Genomic DNA, 20,937 nt, shown 5'->3' on the forward strand with positions numbered 1-20,937 from the left:
AGCTGTAATTGGTCTGCTTTCGTATGGGCAATAAAAATATGAAAATAAGGACGTCTTTATAATTGAAAAGGTTCTTCATAAAGTTCTTTGGTAATAGAGACAAAAAGCTGCGTAGCATGGGACGGGCTAGTTGGCGTACATAATCCTATAATTCGATAAGCATCCTCTTTTAATTTAATAATCCGAATACTTTTAGATGTTTTTTCCCTTTGCAGTACTAGTTCCGGTCTAATATTTATTCCGAGATTTGCTTCAACCAGCGCAATAATCGGCAAATCTTCAGAGACTTCATATTTAATATTTGGAGATAGATTATATTTTGAAAACAGACCGTTGATTTCATCATCCCAGCTCTTTTTGGGTTTGATAAATGGGTAGGAAGACAACTCCTTTACACTGATTTCATTTTTGGAATGTAAGGGATGCTGATTGGAAACAATACAAAATAATTCATCTTTTTTAAGCGGTGTAAAGGTTAGTCCGCTGTTTTCAATCGGTGTATTAAAACAACAATCCAATTCCCCGGTCAGCACCCTTTTTTCAAGGGACTCATAATCACCTTCATGAATATTCACTTCAATTCCTGGATACTCCTCCTGCATTTTCATTACAATATCAGGAATCCAATTGCCTGTCACACTGGAAAAAGAACCTACATTCACCGTTCCGGTCTTCAACCCATTCAAATGGCTTGCTTCCTGCATTAACGCCTCATTCATTTTTTCTATCTGCAACGTATACTGATAAATTTTTTCTCCTTCTTTGGTTAAGGTGATTCCATTTCTGTTTCGATTCAATAATTTTAAATTTAAATCAGATTCCAAACTTTTAATCGCGTTACTGAGTCCGGGCTGCGTAAGGTGAAGTTCCTCTGCTGCTTTGCTGATATTTTTCAGCTGAATTACTTTATTAAATATTTCATATCGCTGCAATGTCATGGGCGGGCTCCTAACTATCATTTTTTTGAATGGTAGACATAATGAATATTTATTTTACTTATGCTAATTATCTAAATAAAATGAGAATATGTCAAACAAATTCCAATTAAGGAGGCAAACGATGTCGACGATAAAAACGGTGGAGCAAATAAGAAATTTTATAAATGGAGAATGGGTAGAATCCACTTCAGGAAATTATACAGAAGTTTTTAATCCGGCAACGGGAGAAGAAATTGGCAAGGTTCCGATTTCAGGATTTGAAGAAATTGATAGCGCTGTCAAATCAGCGGAGCTTGCTTTTAAAGAATGGAGAAGAGTTGCTGTTCCAAAAAGAGCGCGAATTCTATTTAAATATCAGCAATTATTAATTGAAAACAGGGAAGAGCTGGCTGAAATCATCACATTAGAAAATGGAAAGACATTTGATGATGCAACGGGCGAGGTACAAAGAGGAATTGAATGCGTGGAATTTGCTGCTGGTGCTCCAACCTTGATGATGGGAGAGCATCTGCCGGATATCGCTACAGGAATCGAATCGGGAATGTATCGCTACCCGATTGGAGTTGTCGGCGGGATTGCACCATTTAATTTTCCGATGATGGTTCCATGCTGGATGTTTCCGCTAGCTATTGCCTGCGGGAATACATTTATTTTAAAGCCATCTGAAAAAACGCCATTGCTTGCCAACCGATTAGCTGAAATTTTTAAAGAGGCCGGTTTGCCTGACGGTGTATTGAATATTGTGCATGGTTCCAACGATGTTGTGAATGGAATTTTAGAACACGAAAAAATTAAAGCGGTATCATTTGTCGGGTCTCAGCCTGTTGCAAAATATATTTATCAGACAGCTGCAGCAAATGGAAAGCGTGTACAGGCGCTAGCCGGTGCTAAAAATCACAGCATTGTGTTAGAGGATGCTGATTTAGATAATGCGGTAGCAAATATTACTGCTGCAGCATTTGGCTCAGCCGGGCAACGATGTATGGCAGCCTCTGTAGTGGTTGCTGTTGGCGATGTTGCAGATGAACTGACGGAACGCTTGAAGCAGGCAGCAGATAATGTGGTTATCGGAGACGGGGCGGATAAAGCATCTTTTCTTGGACCAGTTATCCGGAAAGAACAAAAGCAAAGAACGTTAGATTATATTGAAACCGGTTTAGAAGAAGGGGCGACCTTACTGAGAGACGGCAGAGAAGATAAGAAAGACAGCGATGGATATTTTGTCGGGGCAACGATATTTGATCATGTTCGCACCGATATGAAAATTTGGGAAGATGAAATGTTTGCGCCAGTGCTTTCGGTTGTACGTGTGGATACGATTGATGAAGCAATCGAAGTAGCGAATGCATCGGAATTTGCGAATGGAGCTTGCTTATACACAGATAGCGCAAAGGCCGTAAGAACGTTCAGAAAGGAGATAGACTCCGGGATGCTAGGGATTAACTTAGGCGTTCCTGCTCCAATGGCATTCTTCCCGTTTTCAGGATATAAGAATTCATTTTATGGAGATTTACATGCAAATGGCAAGGACGGTGTTCAATTTTATACGCGAAAGAAAATGGTGACGGCGCGTTATTAAGTGTATAAGGAGGTTGGCCAATGCTTCAATCGATGAATCAAGCAAATGATATTAAGCAAAAAGATGCTAAACAGCTCTGGCATGCAATGAAAGGGTCTAAACCCGATCCGAATCTTCTGGTTGCGGAAACTGCTGAAGGAGCGTGGGTGACAGATATTGACGGAAATAAATACTTAGATGGAATGTCTGGGTTATGGTGCGTCAACGCCGGTTATGGACGGACGGAAATTGCACAGGCAGCATATGAACAATTGGAAAAGCTGGCATATTTTCCCCTGGCACATAGTCATCAGCCGGCGATTCAGCTGGCTGAAAAGTTAAACAGCTTTCTAGATGATGATTACGTGTTCTTTTTCTCCAATAGCGGTTCAGAAGCAAATGAAACAGCCTTTAAGATAGCGAGGCAATACCATCAGCATAAAGGAGAAGGACAACGGACAAAATTTATTTCCAGGTATCGTGCTTATCATGGAAATACCATGGGAGCACTGGCTGCAACCGGCCAGGCTGAAAGAAAATATAAGTATGAGCCGTTAGCACAAGGATTTTTGCATGTAGCACCGCCTGATCTTTATCGCAACCCGGACGATGAGAAGACCTTATCCTCTGCGGAAGCAATTAATGAATTAATGACATGGGAGCTTAGCTCAACCATCGCCGGTGTTATTATGGAGCCGATTATTACCGGAGGAGGCATCCTGATGCCGCCTGAGAATTATTTGAAGCGGGTCAAAGAAATCTGTGAGGCGCATGGAGCATTACTGATTGTCGATGAAGTTATTTGCGGCTTTGGCAGGACGGGCAAACCGTTCGGATTTATGAATTACGATGTGAAACCGGACATTATTACGATGGCAAAAGGAATTACAAGCGGTTATATGCCTCTATCAGCTACTGCAGTCAGAAGAGAAATTTTTGAGCAATTTGACGGCGAAGATATATACGATCGTTTCCGTCATGTGAATACGTACGGCGGGTCTCCAGCAGCCTGTGCTGTAGCTTTAAAGAATATTGAAATTATGGAAGAGGAAAATCTCTTCCAGCAGTCGGAACAGCTGGGAGCACGATTACTAGAAGATTTTCAAGATTTATTAACGCATCCCAATGTCGAGGATGTCCGCGGGAAAGGCTTGCTGCTGGGAATAGAGCTGGTAGAGGATAAACAGACAAAGGAACCAATTCATGTCGATAAAATCAATCAGATCGTAGCTAAATGTAAGCAAAGCGGATTGCTGGTTGGTAAAAATGGGGATACGGTTGCCGGCTTTAATAATATTCTTCAGCTGGCTCCACCGCTCAGTATTACAGAAGAGGATTATCAATTCATCGTCAAAACAGTGACGGAGAGCATTTCAGAGTTGAATTGATTGGATTCTTCAAAGATAGATACAAAGGAGGAAGGTATCATGAGTGACGCAGCAGCATTTGAAGCAGTTTTAAAAGATACGGAAGAAGTTCAGAATATGTATATCGCTGGGGAGTGGACCAGCGGGAGTACCGGAAAATCCAGAAAGGTTTATAATCCGGCAAACGATCAAGTCATTGCAACCGTTGCTGACGGCGGCGCTGAGGATGCTGACAAAGCAATCGAAGCTGCCAGAAAAGCCTTCTATGAAGATGGCTGGCGTGAAGCCTATGCGAGAACAAGGGCTGACCTGCTATTGAATGTCGCAGAGAAGCTGGAGGCGCGGAAAGAGGAAATAGCAAAATTAGAAACATTAAACAACGGAAAAATCTATGAGGATTCCATTGTCGATGTAGAGGATGCCATTCATCAATTTAAGTATTATGCGGGGCTGGCGATGCAGCCGCATGGTCAAACCTATGAGGTGCCTGATGAAATTCAGGCCATGGTGATTCGGGAGCCGGTTGGAGTGGTCAGCATTATTGTTCCGTGGAATTTCCCACTGGTAATGGCTGCGCAAAAGCTGTCAGCTGCGCTTGCTGCAGGGTGTACCGTGGTGGTAAAACCAGCTTCTCAAACGCCGTTAACCGTGTTGAGATTATTTGAAATTATCGATGAGGTCGGCTTTCCAGACGGGGTAGCGAATCTGGTGTTAGGTCCAGGCTCTGTGATCGGCAATCAATTAGTACAGCATAAGGATGTCGATAAAATATCGTTTACCGGCGGAACAGATACCGGAAAGCAAATTATGAAGGATGCAGCGGATACCATTAAAAAAGTCGGCTTAGAGCTGGGAGGAAAATCTCCAAATATCGTATTTGCTGACGCAGATTTTGAAACGGCAGTCGATTATGCCATGCTGGGCATTTTTGCCGGACAAGGACAGGTTTGCTCGGCGGGCTCCCGATTAATTTTAGAGAAAAGTATCTATGAGAAATTTGTTGATGAATTAGTAAAACGTACGAACAAAATCAAGATTGGGCCGGGATGGGACCCGCAAACTGAAATGGGACCGCTTATTTCTCCGGATCATGCCGATTCTGTTCTGGAATATGTCAAAGTCGGCTTGGATGAAGGCGCAGAATTATTATGCGGCGGAGAACGTTTAACAGACGGTTCTCTTGCAGAAGGGAATTATGTAGCTCCGACGATTTTTGCAAATACAACACCAGACATGCGGATTGTACAGGAAGAAATTTTTGGACCAGTACTGGTTATTCAAGTATTTGAAACAGAGAAAGAAGCACTGGAGCTGGCAAATGGAACGGATTTTGGATTGGCGGCAGCTGTGTTTACGAATGACGGTGCGAAAGCGCAGCGGGTGATTCGCGGATTACATGCAGGAATTACCTGGGTGAACAGCTATCATCCAACATTCAATGAAGCTCCTTGGAGCGGCTATAAGCAGAGTGGAATTGGCGGAGATTTAGGCACATATGGCTTTGAAGAGTATCTGTATAAAAAGCAGGTCAACATTGCTTTAGAAGTGAAGCCTTCAGGCGCTTACTCCAATGCAGACAGTTAATCTATCAATCTATTTTTAAAAAGGAGGTGGCAGATTGAATAGTTTTGATGTGGTTGTTATCGGCGGAGGCATTATTGGTTCAAGTGTAGCTTATTACCTCTCTAAAGAAGGGTACCAAGTTGCTTTGGTGGAGAAGGGAGATATAGCGGCTGGTACGTCGAGCAGATGTGATGCTGTTGCCCTCATTTGTGATAAGAAACCGGGAATTGATACAGAAATCGGCTTTCGAAGTATTCAGCTGTATAAAGAATTAGCAAAAGAATTCTCTTTTGATTTCGAGTTTTTCTCCCGGGGAAGCCTGTATGTTTGTGAAACAGAACAGGAATTGGAAATTGCAAATGGGTATGTCAAGCAGCAGGTCGCTGCCGGCTACGATATGAAGATGGTAAGTAAAGAGGAGCTTCCGGATATCGAAAAGCATTTGGCTAACGATTTGGCAGGTGGTGTCTGGACAGAGGTTGACTCTACGATGAATCCATATCTCGTTTGCTACGCCTTTATTGAAGAAGCAAGAAAATACGGATTGCAGCTCTTTACGAATCAGGAAGTAAAAGAAATCGCACAGGGTCCGGATGGCTCTGTAGAGTCTGTGAAAACCAGTACCACAACGTTATATACGAAAAATGTGGTCAATTGCGCCGGTGTCTGGGCAAGTCATATTGGGGAAATGGTCGGGATAGACATTCCGATTCGGCCAAGAAAAGGAATGGTCCTTGTAACAGAACGGACAGACAGGATCGTTCATCAAAAAGTACATGAATTTGGCTATATGCTCTCTAAATTTGAAGATATCAACTACAAAAGAAATGTCAGTAAACTCGTAGAAGATTATAATATTGCCTTTACCATTGAACCGACAGAAGCAAGTAATTATTTAGTAGGCGGACATCGCGCATTTAAAGGCTATGATACCAGTGCGGAACATGATGTGATGCGGGGAATTGCCGAACGGGCAACGCGTTTCCTGCCGATTTTAAAGGATGTCAATTGTATACGTGCCTATGCCGGCATCCGCCCATGGGTAGTGGATCATTTGCCGATTGTATCCGAGGTAGATGAGGTACCGGGCTTCTATATCGCCTGCGGCCATGAGGGTGACGGAATCAGTATGGCACCGATTACCGGGAAAATGATGACAGAGCTTATTTCAGGAAAAGAAACCGAATTTAATATTGATCGCTTGAAATTTTCAAGATATAAAGCGCAAGAAGAAATCTTACAAACTATTTAATTATTGGAGGAATGAATGATGTATAAACCAACTGGAATGATACCTGCAATGCCAACACCATTTAATGAGGACGGATCGATTAACTTTTCTGCCTATCAAGGCTTGATTAATCACCTGGTTGACGGCGGAGTACATTGCCTGCTTGCTGGAGGAAGCACAGGAGAATATTCGCTGATGTCGTTAGAAGAAAGAAAGAGTCTATTAAAAGCAGCGGTAGAATATGCAGGTGGACGTGTGCCTGTCATGGCAGGTACGAGTGCGCACCGGGAGGAAGAAACGCTGGAGCTGACAAAATATGCAGCAGAAGTTGGCGCGGATTGTGCGCTTGTCGTAACACCATATTATATGACAACAAGTGAAGAAGGAATGAAAGCATATTATAAAAAATTAGCTGCCGAAGCAGGAATTGGCATTGTTATCTATCATTATCCTGCAGCAACCAATGTAGAGCTTTCCCCTGAATTTATTGCGGAATTAAGTGAAGAGGAAGGAATTGTAGCGGTCAAAAATACAACAGACCAGGAGCATACTTGTAAAGTGATTGCTTTAACCAAGGATAACGAGACTTTACTGTATTAACCGGATTTGAACACCTGATTCTGCCGACGTTATCTGTAGGTGGGCACGGGGCGACAGGAATTATTCACAATCTGGTTCCAAAAGAAATCGTAGAAATGTACGAGTTATTTACAAAGGAAAAAGATATCGACGGCGCATTAGCTATCAATCAGCGTTTACTTCCGCTATATGATTATGTGGAAGCAGAGCCGGTGCCGGGACCTGTGAAAGCCGGTTTAGATATTATTGGCCTGGAAGGAGGAACCGTACGGAAACCATTAGTGCCAGCTTCCGAGGAGCTAAAAGAGAAGATGAGCAAAACATTAAAAGAATTAGGCTATGAAGTAAAGCCAGTTTAGGTTTTTAGCAGGTGAAGGCACAGAGAAAAACAGCATAAAAATATATTTTGTTTGATTTCTCTGTGCCGCTGCTTTGAATTGAGATGATGGAGGAAAAAAATATGGCGAGCAGCAGAAATCAAGAATATGGCTTTGTGAAATCGGATCACGGTCAGCTGATTGAAATGAAAAAAGGGCAATATGTAGCGGGTTTCTCCGTAGGAATTCTATTCCTGGATGATTGCTGGTACCCGGTATTACCTGGCAACGTAGCTAATTTATCCACCTATGATTTTCCTGTTGTACCACGGGTTGTGCCGAATTGTACCCAGGACAGAATTCACGTCGGCGACCCGATGCTGGTGGGCGATGTGATTCAAACAGCACAGCAGCTGGAAAGAGAGGGAGCGAGGGTCATTTGCGGAGCATGCGGCTTCTTTGGGAATTATCAAAAGCAGGTTGCCGATGCAGTAGACATCCCCGTCTTTATGTCGAGTGTTGTCCAGATCCCATGGATTAAAACAGGATTAAAAAGCCATCAGCGTATCGGCATGCTGACAGCAGACAGTGATGGCATAACGGAAAGTCTGTTTGACAGCTGCGGAGTAACCAATGTAGATGATGTCGTGGTAAAAGACTTGGGGAAATTACCGGAATTCTCTGCCATTGTGGAAAGCAGAGGAAGCTTTGACAACGGTGTAGTTAGAGAAGAGGTTGTTCAAGCAGCAAAAGAGCTGGTGGAGGATAATCCGGATATTGGAGCTATCCTGCTGGAATGCAGTGATTTGCCTCCCTATGCCGCAGCAATTCAACAAGCAGTCGGATTGCCCGTTTTTGATTTTATTACAATGATTCGATGGGCGCATATGGCAACGGCTCAGAAACCGTATTATGGTTTTATTTAAAACAAAGGAGGAGTACGGATGGCGGATGAAGATATCATCATTTGCAGATGTGAAGAGATAACATTAAAAGAAATTAATCAGACGATAGATCATTACCATTGTTCCTCTCGTGAAGTGAAGCTGAGAACAAGAGCAGGGATGGGATATTGCGGAGGAAGAACGTGCCGAAGCATGATTGATCAAATTGTTCAGTCCCATGAATCTGCTCCAAGGACAGATGACATTTCTCTCAGCTATCGTCCGCCGGTCAGACCAGTATCATTTGGCACTCTGGGAGGGATGAATCATGTCAGTGAGGATTGAGGAGCACCCGATTTTAGGGCCTTTATCGAATAAAAACAAATTAACCTTTACGTTTAATAATCAAACGATAGAAGCGCTTGAAGGAGATACCATTGCTTCAGCATTATTAGCAGAAGGATATCGAGAATTACGAAAGCATGATGTAAGTGGAAAAGGCAGAGGAATCTATTGTAATATCGGTCATTGCTTTGAATGCAGAGTTCAGCTGGAGGACAGGCAAGTTGTCCGGGCTTGTGTAACTGCTGTCAAGGATGGGATGACTGTTTATTCTTTAAGGAAGTGATGGTTATGTGGAATTTGGTGATTATCGGTGCTGGTCCAGCGGGTTTAACAGCAGGAATAGCAGCCGCAGAAAATGGAGTAGCCGTTAAGGTGATCGATGAATTTCCCCGCCCGGGAGGCAGGTTATTAGGTCAATTGCATGAGGAGCCGAACGGGGAGTGGTGGAATGGCATCCAAGAATCTGAAAATCTGGTAGATAGAGCTGTATCTCTAGGTGTGGAAATAGAATGTGAAACATCTGTTTATAATTTGGAAAAAATAGAAGCTGGCTGGAGAATTTATGCTTCCAGCGGCACTATCGATACAGTGCATCTGCTGTTGGCAACAGGCGCAAGTGAAACACATATTCCGCTGCCGGGGTGGACGCTTCCAGGGGTAATGTCAATTGGAGCGGCACAGGTAATGGGGAATGTCCACAGGGTAAAGCCGGGGAATTCTTGTATTATCATCGGAGCGAATGTATTATCGATGGCCATTGCCAATGAGTTAAAGCTGTGCAGCGTAGATGTTAAGGCCATTATTTTACCAGTAACCGAACAGATAGGAAAGGAAGCTGGTCAGCCGCAGGAAGTATTAGCGTCATTAATGCGCTTGACCCATCTGGCTCCTTCTCCTTTACTAAAACAGCTGGGCAAGCTGGGAAAACATGTGCCCGTGAGTTTTGCGACAAAATTTTATCCAAGTAATGGATTGAAAATGAATGGGATTCCAATCAAATTAAAAACGGCTGTAACAGAGATTATCGGGGATGATGTTGTTGAAGGAGTGAAAACCGTAAAAATAAACACAGCAGGCGAACCCATTCCAGGAACAGAAAAGACGGAAACAGCTGATGTGGTTTGTATTTCAGGGGGACTGACGCCAATGGCAGAGCTGGCTTCTGTTGTCGGTTGTTCCTTTAAATATGTCGAAGCATTAGGAGGACATATTCCGGTTCATAATGAAAAAATGGAGACAACACTCCCTGATTTATATGTATCTGGCAATATCACAGGAGTAGAAAGCTCAAAGGTTGCCATGGCACAAGGGGAAGTCGCCGGATTAAATATAGCATCGAAAGTAATTGGAGAAAATCCCGCAATAACAGAGCGTATTGAGCGCGCAATTCAAAATGTAAAAAAGGTAAGAGCAGCCGCCTTAATTCAATTTCATCCAGAAATTGAAAAGGAAAGAGAAACATTGTATCAAGATTATCAACAAAATGCTTAAAATGGAAAAGGTAAGGAGACATGTCATATGAAAATACTATTAATCGGAGCAACCGGATCCATCGGAGAAGTAGCGTATGAAGAATTAAAGGATGACGCAGAAATTATCCAAGCAAGCCGGAATTCTTCAGAATATCCAGTAGATATTACTTCAGAAGAAAGCATCAGAGCGCTTTTTGAAAAGGTAGGACAGGTGGATGGCATCATTTGCGCTGCAGGTTCGGCCCATTTTGCCACAGTGGATGAACTGACACCGGAACAGAATATGATTGCGGTAAACAGCAAGCAGCTTGGACAGGTTAACCTCGTGTTAATTGGTTTACATTATCTGAGAGATAACGGAAGCATTACGCTGACAACGGGTGTTTTAATGGATGATCCATTGAAAACAGCATCCTCATCGGCAATGGCGAATGGCGGAGTAACTGCATTTGTGAAATCAGCAGCCATTGAAATGCCGCGTGGAATCCGGATCAATCATGTCAGTCCATCGATGCTGGAGAAATCAAAAGAAAAATATGGTAAACTATTCCAAGGGTTCGAACCTGTTTCTTCCAAACGGATTGGCTTAGCCTATCGAAAAAGTGTCTTTGGAGCGCAAACGGGTCAGGCATATAAAGTATATTAACCGATTTTCTGGTACGGGGCCTAAAATGGATTCTAGTTTTTAGGCCCGTGAACAAGGGGGATAACATGGGTGAATTTATAGGGCGATTAAACGATGTTGTATGGAGTCCAGCGTTGGTTATTTTTATTCTGGCACTGGGATTGTTTTTCTCCATAGCAACGCGTTTCATTCATTTTCGATATATTAAGGACATGTTTAAACTGACATTTACTGGCGGAAAGTCGGAGGCAGGTATTTCTTCGTTTCAGGCATTATCGATGTCGATTGGAAGCAGAATTGGTATTGGTAATATAGCCGGTGTAGCGACTGCAATCACATTAGGGGGGCCGGGAGCTGTATTCTGGATGTGGATTTTGGCTTTTTTCTCTGCCAGTATTGCTTTTATGGAAACCACGCTTGCACAGATTTATAAAGTGAAGCAGGATGGGGAATACCGCGGAGGCGTCCCGTATTATATTGGCAAAGGGTTAAAGAAAGAATGGTTTGCCGTCATATTTGCAGCCGTGACAATGGTTTCTATGACGATTCTTGTCCCGGGGATTCAAGTAAATACTATAGCGCTTTCTCTTGATGACGCATTTGGTATAGCTCCGGCAATAACAGGTACGTTACTCGTGATTTTACTGGCTGTTGTTATTTTTGGAGGGGTAAAAAGAATCGCAAAAACAGCGGAGACGATTGTTCCAGTTATGGCAATTGGTTATATCGGTGTATGTGTTGTTATTTTAGCTGTTAATTTTACAGCCATACCAGATGTACTTTCATTAATTGTTTCCAGCGCAATCAATCCAAGTGCTACATTTGGCGGAATCATAGGTTCAGCAATCGCCTGGGGCGTACAAAGAGGAGCCTTTTCGAATGCTGCCGGCTTTGGAAGTGAAACCTTTGAAACAGGAGCAGCAGAGGTTTCCCATCCTGTTAAACAAGGATTAGTGCAAGCATTATCCGTGTATATCACCACCCTGGTTATTTGTTCTGCTACTGCATTTATGGTCTTGATTACTGGAATGTATAATGTTCAGCTGGATGATGGCACAATGGTTGAGAACAATATTGGTGCTGTGGAAGCAGGTTCCAACAATGTCCAATTAAGCGTTGAAACGATTTTACCGGGATTCGGGGGTCCTTTCGTTGCTGTTGCGATCTTCTTCTTTGCTTTTACCAGTTTGATTACGTACTCCTATAAAGCGGAAACCAGTCTGGCCTATCTTAACCGTAACCGTAAAAAGAAGCTGCAGTGGCCATTGACTGTATTGAAATGCGGGCTCTTAGTCACCGTTTTTTATAATAGTACAAATTCAGCTGCCCTGGCATGGAGTTTTGGCGACTTAGGGTTTGGGGTCATGGCTTGGTTAAACATGATAGCATTGCTATTTCTGACAAAACCAGTCTTAAAGGCAGTAGAGGATTATGATGCGCAGAAAAAACAAGGAAAAGATCCAGTATTTGATTCTGTGAAGGCTGGAATTAAAAATGCGGATTTTTGGGAACCGGCACAAGAGGAAAGTGTGCAGCCAGCTAAAAAAGAAAGAAAGGTTATTTAGTTTATTGTAAGCGTTTGCTGATTGGTCCAGTTTAGTTTAATGATGTCTTTAGATTCCGGTGGGACAGGTTAAGAAAGCATACGGGTTCATTCGGTTTTTAGGAGTGGTCGATTTTATGAAAACAGTGGTTATCACAGGAGCAGGGAGCGGTTTGGGTTCAGAATTAGCATATGCTTTTTCTGAACTTGATTATGAAGTGTGTCTGTTGGGAAGAACACTTGATAAATTGGAGATGGCATCGCAAAAAATCAAAGGAAAATCCTCCATATATGAAGTGGATATTACAGAATCCAAAGGTGTAACAGAAGTGTTCAAAAAAATATATGAATCACTTGATACTGTAGACTGTCTCGTAAATAATGCCGGGGTTGGTATTTTTAAATCATTGGCTGAAATGGATAACAGGGAAATAGATTTATTGATTGATACAAATGTAAAAGGAGCGATTTATTGCACTAAAGAAGTTTTACCAGATATGCAATGCAGGAATGGGGGCGATATTTTAAATATTATTTCCAATTCTGGCAAAACTGCCAAAGCAGATGAAATCATATATAGTGCCAGTAAATTTGGAATGCGGGGGTTTTCAGAAGCATTAACGGATTTAACAAAAGACACAGATATTAGGGTACTTGCGGCATACATGGGAAATATGAACACCAGCCTCTGGCGGGAGGATGAGCCGGCAGAACGGAAAAGCTACGCAAGTCCAAAAGATGTGACGAAAATAATTATGGATCACTTCCAGGATAGAGAAAATGTATTTAGTTCGGACATAGTTATAGAAAACCAATAGAATCGAATGACTTTAGGTAACTGCTAACAGAGGAAATTAGTAAGATTAAAAAATCTGAAATAGATAAGGGAGAGTTATATGAGCGCATTTATAGATTGGTTAAGCGGAGCTGTCTGGAACCAGTATTTTATTTTCAGTTTTTTAGTGATTGGTTTATTCTTTTCCATTATGACCAGATTTGTGCAAGTGACACATTTAAAAGATATGATCAAGCTAATGTTTGTGAGAAGGTCTTCTGAATCCGGCGTGTCTTCCTTCCAGGCAATTTCAATGTCACTGGGAAGCAGGATTGGAACTGGTAATGTTGCAGGAGTTGCAACGGCAATTACACTTGGAGGCCCGGGAGCAGTATTTTGGATGTGGGTCATGTCTTTTTTTGGAGCAGCTACAAGTTTTATTGAAATTACATTATCGCAGGTGTATAAGAGTAAGATTAATGGAGAATTGCGTGGCGGGACGCCCTATTTCATTGAAAAGGGACTAGGATTTAGGAAACTGGGTATTATTTTTGCAATATTGACAACTTTAGCAACGGGATTTTTCCTGATGAACATTCAATCTAATACGATTGCAGCTTCGATGGAGGGAGCTTTCGGGATTCCACCATATGTTATTGGGATTATCCTTGTTCTTTTAATGGGATTATGCGTCTTTGGCGGAGTAAAAAGAATTGCTAAAACTGCGGAGTATTTAGTACCTTTTATGGCAATTGGTTACATTATAGTCTGTATTATTATTTTAGGATTTAATTTTCGGGCTATTCCAGATTTATTTTCATTGATTATATCAAGCGCTTTTGGGGCTGAAGCAACATTTGGAGGTATGATTGGAGCAGCTATATCGTGGGGGGTTCAAAGAGGATTTTTCTCGAATGCTGCAGGAGCAGGTTCAGAAACTTACGAAGGAGCTGCTGCAGAAGTATCGCATCCGGCAAAGCAGGGACTGGTTCAGGCGCTGGCCGTGTATGTTGATACTTGGATTATATGCTCGGCAACTGCCTTTATGATTCTTATTACAGGGATGTACAATGTAGAAGGGGCAGCATCTGTCGTTAATGTTCCAGGTGTAGAAGCTGGCTCAGTAAATGTGCAGCTGGCAGTAGATACCGTTTTGCCAGGTGTTGGATCTGCTTTTATGGCTATTGCCTTATTTTTCTTTTGTTTTACCACTATGATAACCTACTATTACAAGACAGAATCTAGTGCTACGTATATTATTGGCCATTCCAATAAAAAGGAAAAATTATTTTTATTTCCGTTACGTATAGGTATACTTATTTTTGCCTTTGTCGGCGCTATTGTTTCCGCATCTACAGCCTGGGCAATGGGAGACATCGGATTAGGAAGCATGGCATATTTGAACTTGATCAGTACGTTGCTGTTATCTGGGGTAGCACTCAAGGTTTTAAAGGATTATAAAGAACAGAAAAAAGCAGGTAAAGATCCTGTTTTTGATCCAGTAAAGCTAGGAATCAAGAATGCGGATTATTGGGAAACACGGCAAGAAGAAGCTTCCCAGTCATCTAAAAGCGGGACAAAGGTTATTTAAAATTTTGTAAGCGTTTGCTTGGGTATTGAAACAATTTAACTTTATGAAGCTCGAATTCTTCCTTCCATGGAGAATTCGCAGCTTCATCATGTAAAGCAAGACTCGCTTTCAAACTATGAAGGAGGAGTTTCATGAAATGGTCGCGTAAAATTGATGTAGTCGGTGCTCACGCAGAAGGGGAAGTAGGTAACGTGGTAGTAGGAGGTATCCCGCCTATACCTGGTGATACCTTGTTCGAGAAAAAAGAATACTTCGAGAAACATATGGATGACATAAGAAAATTATTACTTTTTGAACCTCGTGGCGGTCCATTCCATAATGCAAATATTCTCGTGCCTCCTGCTCATCCAGAAGCAGATATGGGCTATATTATTTTGGAAAGCACAGAATATCCGCCGATGTCAGGTTCAAATACAATTTGTGTAGCTACTGTTTTATTAGAAAATGGAATACTGCCTATGAAAGAGCCGGTGACTGAATTAGTTTTAGAAGCTCCTGGAGGACTCATTAAAGTAAAATGTGTGTGTGAAGATGGAAAAGTAAAGAAGGTAGAGCTAACAAACGTTCCGGCTTTTGCAATACATTTGAATACCCATGTAAAGGTAGAGGGGATAGGGGACATTCAGGTTGATACCTCTTATGGAGGGATGATGTTTGCGCATGTGAATGCGCAAGCGTTAGGGTTTCATATTACACCAGATGAAGCGCATGAAATGTGTTTAGTTGGTCAAAAAATCAAAAAAGCCGTAAATGAACAGTTAACGGTTGTTCATCCAGAGAACAGCAAAATTCGAAATGTGTCTAATATTATTTTTGAAGGGCCTTTAAAACGCTCTCAAGCTGGTTTTATCAGTAAAAATGGTACGGTTGTTTTACATGGAAGAATGGATCGGTCACCATGTGGTACTGGAACCAGTGCACGTTTGGCAGTGATGTATGCAAAGGGATTAATTGATGTGGATGAAGAATTTGAAAATGAATCGATTACTGGAACCAAATTTAATAGTAAAATCATATCTCTTTCTAAAGTAAAGGATAAAGAAGCTATTGTTCCTAAGCTATCGGGGCAAGCATGGATAACTGGCTTAATGAATCTGGGAGTGGATCCTACAGACCCAATTCAATCCGGTCATCAGGTTAGTGACATTTGGTTTTAATGCCTAGATAATTTAGCTTAAGCTGATAATTAGAAGATGAATTTTAGATGTATTGATAAGTCCAGTTTCGTTTAGACGCTAAAGTCAATTCATCTGTTTTCTTATCTATAGGGGAAATTGAAAAAAGCAGATCAAAACAATCTGCTTTTTTCTCACTAATCCTGAATAAATAAAGCTATCTCATATCCTTCCACTTTAAATGACTTCATCTCAGCCTTTTTCTCAAACTGAATCGAATCAAGGATGAGATGCTGATGCACCAGCTTATCAAATTTTGTTAAAATGCTTTGCAAAGCTTCATCCATATGGACGAACAACTGTACACGCTGTTCAACAGGAAGATTCAACTCTTTGCGGTAAGTCTGTACAGCGCGGACAAACTCCCTGACAAAGCCCTCTTCCTTTAATTCCTCGGTTAAACGGATATCCAACAACGTCATAAACGTACTTCCTTCAGCTAACACAAATCCGTCCGCTCCTTTTTTCTCAATCAGTACATCTTCTGTAGTCAAAGTGACTGTTTCCCCAGATTGCAGGGTAAACGGATATTCCTTGTCTGCGATGAATTTTTCTTTATCGGCATTACTTAAAGCTTCTACTTTCTTTTTTAATTCACCGACAGCCTTGCCAACCTTTGGACCAGCTACTGAAAAGTTTAATTTAAGAACGAATTGTAATAGCTGATAATCCAGCTGCTTGAATCGGACATTCTTGACATTCAGCTCTTCTTTGATAATGGAGTTGTAGTTTTCTAATCCAGACAGATCCGTTCTTTCTTTTGACATTACAATCAGTTGGGCTAAAGGGAGCTTTGTTTTCATTTCCACTGCATTACGCAGGGAACGCCCTTGCTCGATAATCTGTAATACGGCGTCCATATCTTTTTCCAGTTCTGTATCAATCTGTATTTGATCAGATTGAGGGAAATCAGATAAGTGGACACTTGAACCGGTTAAATCAGAGTAAATTTCTTCTGTCATGAACGGCGTGTAAGGAGCCATGATTTGCGATACTTTTGTCAGAACTTCAAAAAGAGTATGGAATGCTGCCTGCTTATCCTTCGTCATTCCTTCGTTCCAGAATCGCTGTCGGGAACGTCTGACATACCAGTTACTGAGTTCATCGATAAATAATGAAATGGCTCTTGCTCCTTTAGTGATATCATAGGCATCCAAGCTTTGAGTAACCTCTTGAATAACGGAATTCAAACGAGAAAGTACCCATTTATCAAGTGTAGTTGGATGACCGCCAGTATCTTTTTCTGGTTGAAAGTTATCGATTTTGGCATACATTTGATAGAAGGAATACACGTTTAGAAGTGTATCCTGCACTTTTGATTTTGCTTGGCTGACTGTCTTTTTGGAAAAGCGTTTATTATTCCATGGCGAGCTGTCTGCAAGCAAAGCCCATCTGAGTGCGTCTGCGCCAAATTCATTGATTAACTCCATAGGAGATAAAGCATTACCTTTACTTTTAGACATTTTTTGCCCATTTTCATCTAGAATATGCCCTAGTGAAAGTACACGTTTGTACGGCGATTTTCCAGTGAATAAGGTGGATACGGCTAATAAACTGTAGAACCAGCCTCTTGTCTGATCAACTCCTTCGATAACAACATCAGCAGGATATTGGCTTTGGAATAATGCTTCATTTTCAAAAGGGTAATGATACTGAGCAAACGGCATCGAGCCGCTGTCAAACCAGACATCGATTACTTCACTGGTCCGATGCATTTTTCCTCCACAGTCACAAGCAAAATGAATATGATCTACATAAGGCTTATGCAATTCGATATCTTCAGGGATTGAATCGATAGACAGTTTTCTTAATTCTTTGATGGAACCCGGTGATTTTTGGGCATCGCAGGAATCACAGATCCATACGTTAAGCGGTGTTCCCCAGTAACGGTTCCGGCCAATATTCCAATCAACCATATTCTCTAAGAAGTTACCAAATCTGCCATCTTTCATATGAGCAGGAAACCACTCCACCCCTTGATTATTTTCTATCATTTTTTCTTTGACCGCTGTTGTCTTAATAAACCATCCTTCCATAGCATAATAGAGAAGGGGGGTATCACAGCGCCAGCAATGCGGGTAGCTGTGTTCGTACTTTTCTTTATCAAATAGCAGGTTTTTTTCAGCGAGCATTTTGATGATATCTATATCACAGTCCTTCACAAATTTCCCTGCCAGTGGTGTAATTACATCTTTGTACTGTCCTTTTGTATCAACAACATGAACAAAATCAAGATGATTCTCCTGAACCGCTTGATAGTCATCTTCTCCATGTGCCGGTGCTACATGAACAATCCCAGTTCCGCTTGTATCTGTCACAAAATCTGCACCAATCACGACATATCCGTTAGAAACAGTGATAAAATCGAATGGAGGATGGTAGGAGAGACCAATTAAATCCTGTCCTTTGATAATTTCTAAGATGTTATAGTCTTCCTTCATCACATCTTGGACTAATGATTTTGCTGCGATATATATTTCATTTCCCTGCTGCACACGCATATACTCCATTTCCGGATTCACTGCGAGAGCCACATTGGCTGGAAGTGTCCAAGGTGTTGTTGTCCAGCCTAATAGATATTCATTATCTTTTCCTTTTACCTGAAATTTGGCAGTAGCAGATAAATCAGTGACGTCTTTATACCCTTGAGCCACTTCATGAGAACTTAGCGACGTCTTACAATGGGGGCAATAAGGAACAACACGATGACCTTGATATAAATAAGCCTTCTTATGAATGTCAGAAAGGATATGCCAGACCGATTCGATATACGCATTGTTCAGTGTGACATAAGGGTTCTCCATATCTACCCAATATCCAAGCGCATCGGTGAATTGCTTCCACTCATTTTCGTAGGTAAAAACACTTTCTTTACATTTCGCGATAAAGTTCTCCACACCATATTCTTCAATTTGTTCCTTGCCGCGGATATTCAATTGCTTTTCTACTTCCAGTTCAACAGGTAATCCATGGGTATCCCAGCCAGCTTTTCGTAAAACCTGATAGCCTGACATGGTTTTATATCTTGCTACAAAGTCCTTGATGGTTCTGCCTAGAGCATGGCCGGCATGCGGCAATCCGTTAGCTGTCGGCGGTCCTTCGTAAAAAACAAAGGTTTCTTTACCTTCTCTGTTGGAAATAGAGTGCTGGAAAGTATGATCTCTTTCCCATTGGTTTCGAATTCTTAATTCACGAGCTGCACTTGATTCCTTCAATTTTTTTCACCTCATTATCAAAATTAAAAAATCCCGATTCTGCGCAGAGAGAATCGGGAGGCTTACATTCTTCATAAAAATAAAAAAACCAACATAAGCAGTGGTTTTCGGAATGGATTTTCACTACGTACTATCATACGCGTTCTGGATATCGGTAGAATGCCGTCAAAGTTTAATGTACATTTCAACTTTGCTTCTCAGGGAGGATTTTCATTAGCTTTCTTAACGTTGACTTTCAGCACAGGGTCAACTCTCTGTAGATAAGAAGGAGATAATTACTCTTTCCCGTCATCGAATTAGATTTTAAATTAACAACAATAGTAAACGATTAAAAATGAAAAGTCAACCTGCTGGATTTCTTGATTGACAACACTTCTGTGATTCATCATTTTTCATGATTCTTTTTGTTATCAAGTGAAATCTTTAATATCACGACCAGCAGAAAGAAAATAGTTAAATCAAAGAATCCACGTAAGTTCCCAACAGTAAACAGGTTGGCTATAAAAGGGAAAAAGGTTATGACGGCAATGGAAGCTATCATGCAAAATAATACGGTTAAAAAAACATCTTTCATGATTTGTAAACTCCTATATACTTGAATATGAAATGTTCAGTATATCAATATTTACATATATTGACTAGTCCTATTTAACGGGATATATTTTGGATAGAGTATTTCCAAATAAATAACAGAATTATAAAAGTATTATGATGGATATTTTTCAAAAAATAAAATAATCCTCTATAATAAAGAGAGAAGGGAGAAGATTAATATGAACATCCAAAAAATAATTATTGCCAGTCCGTTAATAAAGGAATTAGAAAAACCCATAGCACATTATAAGCTGGATAAAGAAATTCGTTACATAACAGAGGACGCTATAACGGAAGAAGACCTGGAATGGGCGGATGCTCTTTGCGGGTTTCAGCTGCGGAAGGATACGGACTACGGCAAAGTGAAATGGGTACATTCTCTAGGCGCCGGTGTCGATGGATTTTTGTATGATCAGAATTGGAATGAAAATGTATTATTAACACGTACTGTCTGCTCGTTTGGACAGCGCATCGGGGAATATTGCTTAAGCTATATGTTAAGGGATACCCAAGCGCATCAGACGTTTGCAGCCCAGCAAGAAGAGAAGGTCTGGAAGGAATTTTCTCCTATATTATTGAGTGAGAAAACAGCAGTGATTTATGGAACCGGTGAAATCGGCAGTAGGCTGGCAGAGATTCTATCCGGATTTGGAATGAAGGTTTACGGCATTTCTTTAAGCGGAAAGCAGAAGGCACCTTTTAACCAAGTTGCAGCTATTGACTCGCAATTTTCATTTATAAAAGAAGCGGATTATGTAATCAATACATTGCCGTTAACAGAGAAAACAGCAGATTTATTTGATAAACGCTTATTTGATCAAACGGACAATATTGGATTTATCAATGCAGGCAGAGGAAAGTCTGTTGCTGAAGCAGATTTGCTGGCTGCCTTGGAGAAGGAGAAAGTACGGTTTGCTGTACTGGATGTTTTCCATGAAGAACCGTTGCCTGTATCGCATCCATTCTGGGAGCATCCAGCTATTACAATAACACCTCATATATCTGCTGTCACAACGGCAAAAGAAGCAGCGGATTGCTTTGTTGACACGCTGAAAAGAGTGGAAGCAGGGCAGGACTTGGAAAATAAGGTGGATATTCAAAAAGGATACTGAAGCTAATTTTATGCTGGTTTAAATAAGAGGGGAGGCTAAGCTGATTTATAATC

At 41.3% G+C, this 20,937-nt stretch carries 19 protein-coding genes; 16 read left to right on the forward strand and 3 right to left on the reverse strand.

Annotated elements, in window-relative coordinates:
• Positions 1-56: 56 nt before the first annotated feature.
• A complete protein-coding gene (locus MKX55_RS09615; protein ID WP_339237824.1) occupies positions 57-938 on the reverse strand; it encodes a LysR family transcriptional regulator in 882 nt (293 codons plus the stop codon).
• A 121-nt stretch (positions 939-1,059) separates the two neighbouring features.
• Between MKX55_RS09615 and MKX55_RS09620 the strand changes: the two genes are divergently transcribed.
• The 15 genes from MKX55_RS09620 to MKX55_RS09690 all read left to right on the forward strand — a co-directional run bounded on the left by MKX55_RS09620 (position 1,060) and on the right by MKX55_RS09690 (position 15,945).
• A complete protein-coding gene (locus MKX55_RS09620; protein WP_339237826.1) occupies positions 1,060-2,517 on the forward strand; it encodes a CoA-acylating methylmalonate-semialdehyde dehydrogenase in 1,458 nt (485 codons plus the stop codon).
• Positions 2,518-2,537: 20 nt separating this feature from the next.
• Positions 2,538-3,884, forward strand: a complete 1,347-nt coding sequence (locus tag MKX55_RS09625; RefSeq protein WP_339237828.1) for an aspartate aminotransferase family protein — start codon at positions 2,538-2,540, stop codon at positions 3,882-3,884.
• A gap of 39 nt (positions 3,885-3,923) precedes the next feature.
• A complete protein-coding gene (locus MKX55_RS09630; protein ID WP_339237830.1) occupies positions 3,924-5,447 on the forward strand; it encodes an aldehyde dehydrogenase family protein in 1,524 nt (507 codons plus the stop codon).
• Between the two features lie 34 nt (positions 5,448-5,481).
• Positions 5,482-6,678, forward strand: a complete 1,197-nt coding sequence (locus MKX55_RS09635; RefSeq protein WP_339237832.1) for an FAD-dependent oxidoreductase — start codon at positions 5,482-5,484, stop codon at positions 6,676-6,678.
• A 15-nt stretch (positions 6,679-6,693) separates the two neighbouring features.
• Entirely contained in the window at positions 6,694-7,257 is a 564-nt protein-coding gene (locus tag MKX55_RS09640; RefSeq protein WP_339237834.1) for a dihydrodipicolinate synthase family protein, read from the forward strand.
• 20 nt (positions 7,258-7,277) lie between these two features.
• Positions 7,278-7,595, forward strand: coding sequence for a dihydrodipicolinate synthase family protein (locus tag MKX55_RS09645; protein ID WP_339238487.1), 318 nt, complete (start codon positions 7,278-7,280; stop codon positions 7,593-7,595).
• Between the two features lie 101 nt (positions 7,596-7,696).
• The gene (locus MKX55_RS09650; protein ID WP_339237836.1) at positions 7,697-8,479 is read left to right on the forward strand and encodes an aspartate/glutamate racemase family protein; all 783 of its coding nucleotides are present in this window, start codon (positions 7,697-7,699) and stop codon (positions 8,477-8,479) included.
• A gap of 18 nt (positions 8,480-8,497) precedes the next feature.
• A complete protein-coding gene (locus tag MKX55_RS09655; RefSeq protein ID WP_289584645.1) occupies positions 8,498-8,782 on the forward strand; it encodes a (2Fe-2S)-binding protein in 285 nt (94 codons plus the stop codon).
• Positions 8,766-9,065, forward strand: a complete 300-nt coding sequence (locus MKX55_RS09660; RefSeq protein WP_339184392.1) for a (2Fe-2S)-binding protein — start codon at positions 8,766-8,768, stop codon at positions 9,063-9,065. Before MKX55_RS09655 ends, MKX55_RS09660 begins: the two co-directional genes overlap by 17 nt.
• A 5-nt stretch (positions 9,066-9,070) precedes the next feature.
• Entirely contained in the window at positions 9,071-10,273 is a 1,203-nt protein-coding gene (locus tag MKX55_RS09665; RefSeq protein ID WP_339237838.1) for an FAD-dependent oxidoreductase, read from the forward strand.
• 27 nt (positions 10,274-10,300) lie between these two features.
• Positions 10,301-10,900 (forward strand): short chain dehydrogenase, encoded by a 600-nt coding sequence (locus tag MKX55_RS09670; RefSeq protein ID WP_339184396.1) that lies wholly within the window; start codon positions 10,301-10,303, stop codon positions 10,898-10,900.
• A gap of 65 nt (positions 10,901-10,965) precedes the next feature.
• Positions 10,966-12,444, forward strand: coding sequence for an alanine/glycine:cation symporter family protein (locus tag MKX55_RS09675; RefSeq protein WP_339237840.1), 1,479 nt, complete (start codon positions 10,966-10,968; stop codon positions 12,442-12,444).
• A gap of 115 nt (positions 12,445-12,559) precedes the next feature.
• A complete protein-coding gene (locus tag MKX55_RS09680; protein ID WP_339237842.1) occupies positions 12,560-13,240 on the forward strand; it encodes an SDR family oxidoreductase in 681 nt (226 codons plus the stop codon).
• A gap of 78 nt (positions 13,241-13,318) precedes the next feature.
• Positions 13,319-14,788 (forward strand): alanine/glycine:cation symporter family protein, encoded by a 1,470-nt coding sequence (locus MKX55_RS09685; protein ID WP_339237843.1) that lies wholly within the window; start codon positions 13,319-13,321, stop codon positions 14,786-14,788.
• Between the two features lie 131 nt (positions 14,789-14,919).
• Entirely contained in the window at positions 14,920-15,945 is a 1,026-nt protein-coding gene (locus tag MKX55_RS09690) for a proline racemase family protein (protein WP_339237844.1), read from the forward strand.
• A 155-nt stretch (positions 15,946-16,100) separates the two neighbouring features.
• On the opposite strand, the gene ileS is transcribed toward MKX55_RS09690, so the two are convergent.
• Together ileS and MKX55_RS09700 are read right to left on the reverse strand one after the other, a co-directional pair.
• The gene (gene ileS, locus MKX55_RS09695; RefSeq protein ID WP_339237845.1) at positions 16,101-19,178 is read right to left on the reverse strand and encodes an isoleucine--tRNA ligase; all 3,078 of its coding nucleotides are present in this window, start codon (positions 19,176-19,178) and stop codon (positions 16,101-16,103) included.
• A gap of 385 nt (positions 19,179-19,563) precedes the next feature.
• Complete coding sequence (locus MKX55_RS09700; protein WP_042533564.1) at positions 19,564-19,752, reverse strand: hypothetical protein; 189 nt, start codon at positions 19,750-19,752, stop codon at positions 19,564-19,566.
• Positions 19,753-19,951: 199 nt separating this feature from the next.
• Here MKX55_RS09700 and MKX55_RS09705 point away from each other — a divergent pair, with 199 nt between their 5' ends.
• Complete coding sequence (locus MKX55_RS09705; protein ID WP_339237847.1) at positions 19,952-20,884, forward strand: D-2-hydroxyacid dehydrogenase; 933 nt, start codon at positions 19,952-19,954, stop codon at positions 20,882-20,884.
• Positions 20,885-20,937: the final 53 nt, after the last annotated feature.

This window comes from Oceanobacillus sp. FSL W7-1281 (assembly GCF_037969835.1).
In the GTDB taxonomy this organism is placed as follows: domain Bacteria; phylum Bacillota; class Bacilli; order Bacillales; family Amphibacillaceae; genus Oceanobacillus; species Oceanobacillus oncorhynchi.

Coding starts and splice junctions, on each gene's coding strand:
- MKX55_RS09640 (WP_339237834.1), top strand. CDS start 6,694: ATGATGTATAAACCAACTGGAATGATACCTGCAATGCCAACACCATTT.
- MKX55_RS09665 (WP_339237838.1), top strand. CDS start 9,071: ATGTGGAATTTGGTGATTATCGGTGCTGGTCCAGCGGGTTTAACAGCA.
- MKX55_RS09655 (WP_289584645.1), top strand. CDS start 8,498: ATGGCGGATGAAGATATCATCATTTGCAGATGTGAAGAGATAACATTA.
- MKX55_RS09670 (WP_339184396.1), top strand. CDS start 10,301: ATGAAAATACTATTAATCGGAGCAACCGGATCCATCGGAGAAGTAGCG.
- MKX55_RS09675 (WP_339237840.1), top strand. CDS start 10,966: ATGGGTGAATTTATAGGGCGATTAAACGATGTTGTATGGAGTCCAGCG.
- MKX55_RS09705 (WP_339237847.1), top strand. CDS start 19,952: ATGAACATCCAAAAAATAATTATTGCCAGTCCGTTAATAAAGGAATTA.
- MKX55_RS09620 (WP_339237826.1), top strand. CDS start 1,060: ATGTCGACGATAAAAACGGTGGAGCAAATAAGAAATTTTATAAATGGA.
- MKX55_RS09660 (WP_339184392.1), top strand. CDS start 8,766: ATGTCAGTGAGGATTGAGGAGCACCCGATTTTAGGGCCTTTATCGAAT.
- MKX55_RS09680 (WP_339237842.1), top strand. CDS start 12,560: ATGAAAACAGTGGTTATCACAGGAGCAGGGAGCGGTTTGGGTTCAGAA.
- MKX55_RS09630 (WP_339237830.1), top strand. CDS start 3,924: ATGAGTGACGCAGCAGCATTTGAAGCAGTTTTAAAAGATACGGAAGAA.
- MKX55_RS09650 (WP_339237836.1), top strand. CDS start 7,697: ATGGCGAGCAGCAGAAATCAAGAATATGGCTTTGTGAAATCGGATCAC.
- MKX55_RS09615 (WP_339237824.1), bottom strand. CDS start 938: ATGACATTGCAGCGATATGAAATATTTAATAAAGTAATTCAGCTGAAA.
- MKX55_RS09690 (WP_339237844.1), top strand. CDS start 14,920: ATGAAATGGTCGCGTAAAATTGATGTAGTCGGTGCTCACGCAGAAGGG.
- MKX55_RS09625 (WP_339237828.1), top strand. CDS start 2,538: ATGCTTCAATCGATGAATCAAGCAAATGATATTAAGCAAAAAGATGCT.
- MKX55_RS09700 (WP_042533564.1), bottom strand. CDS start 19,752: ATGAAAGATGTTTTTTTAACCGTATTATTTTGCATGATAGCTTCCATT.
- MKX55_RS09685 (WP_339237843.1), top strand. CDS start 13,319: ATGAGCGCATTTATAGATTGGTTAAGCGGAGCTGTCTGGAACCAGTAT.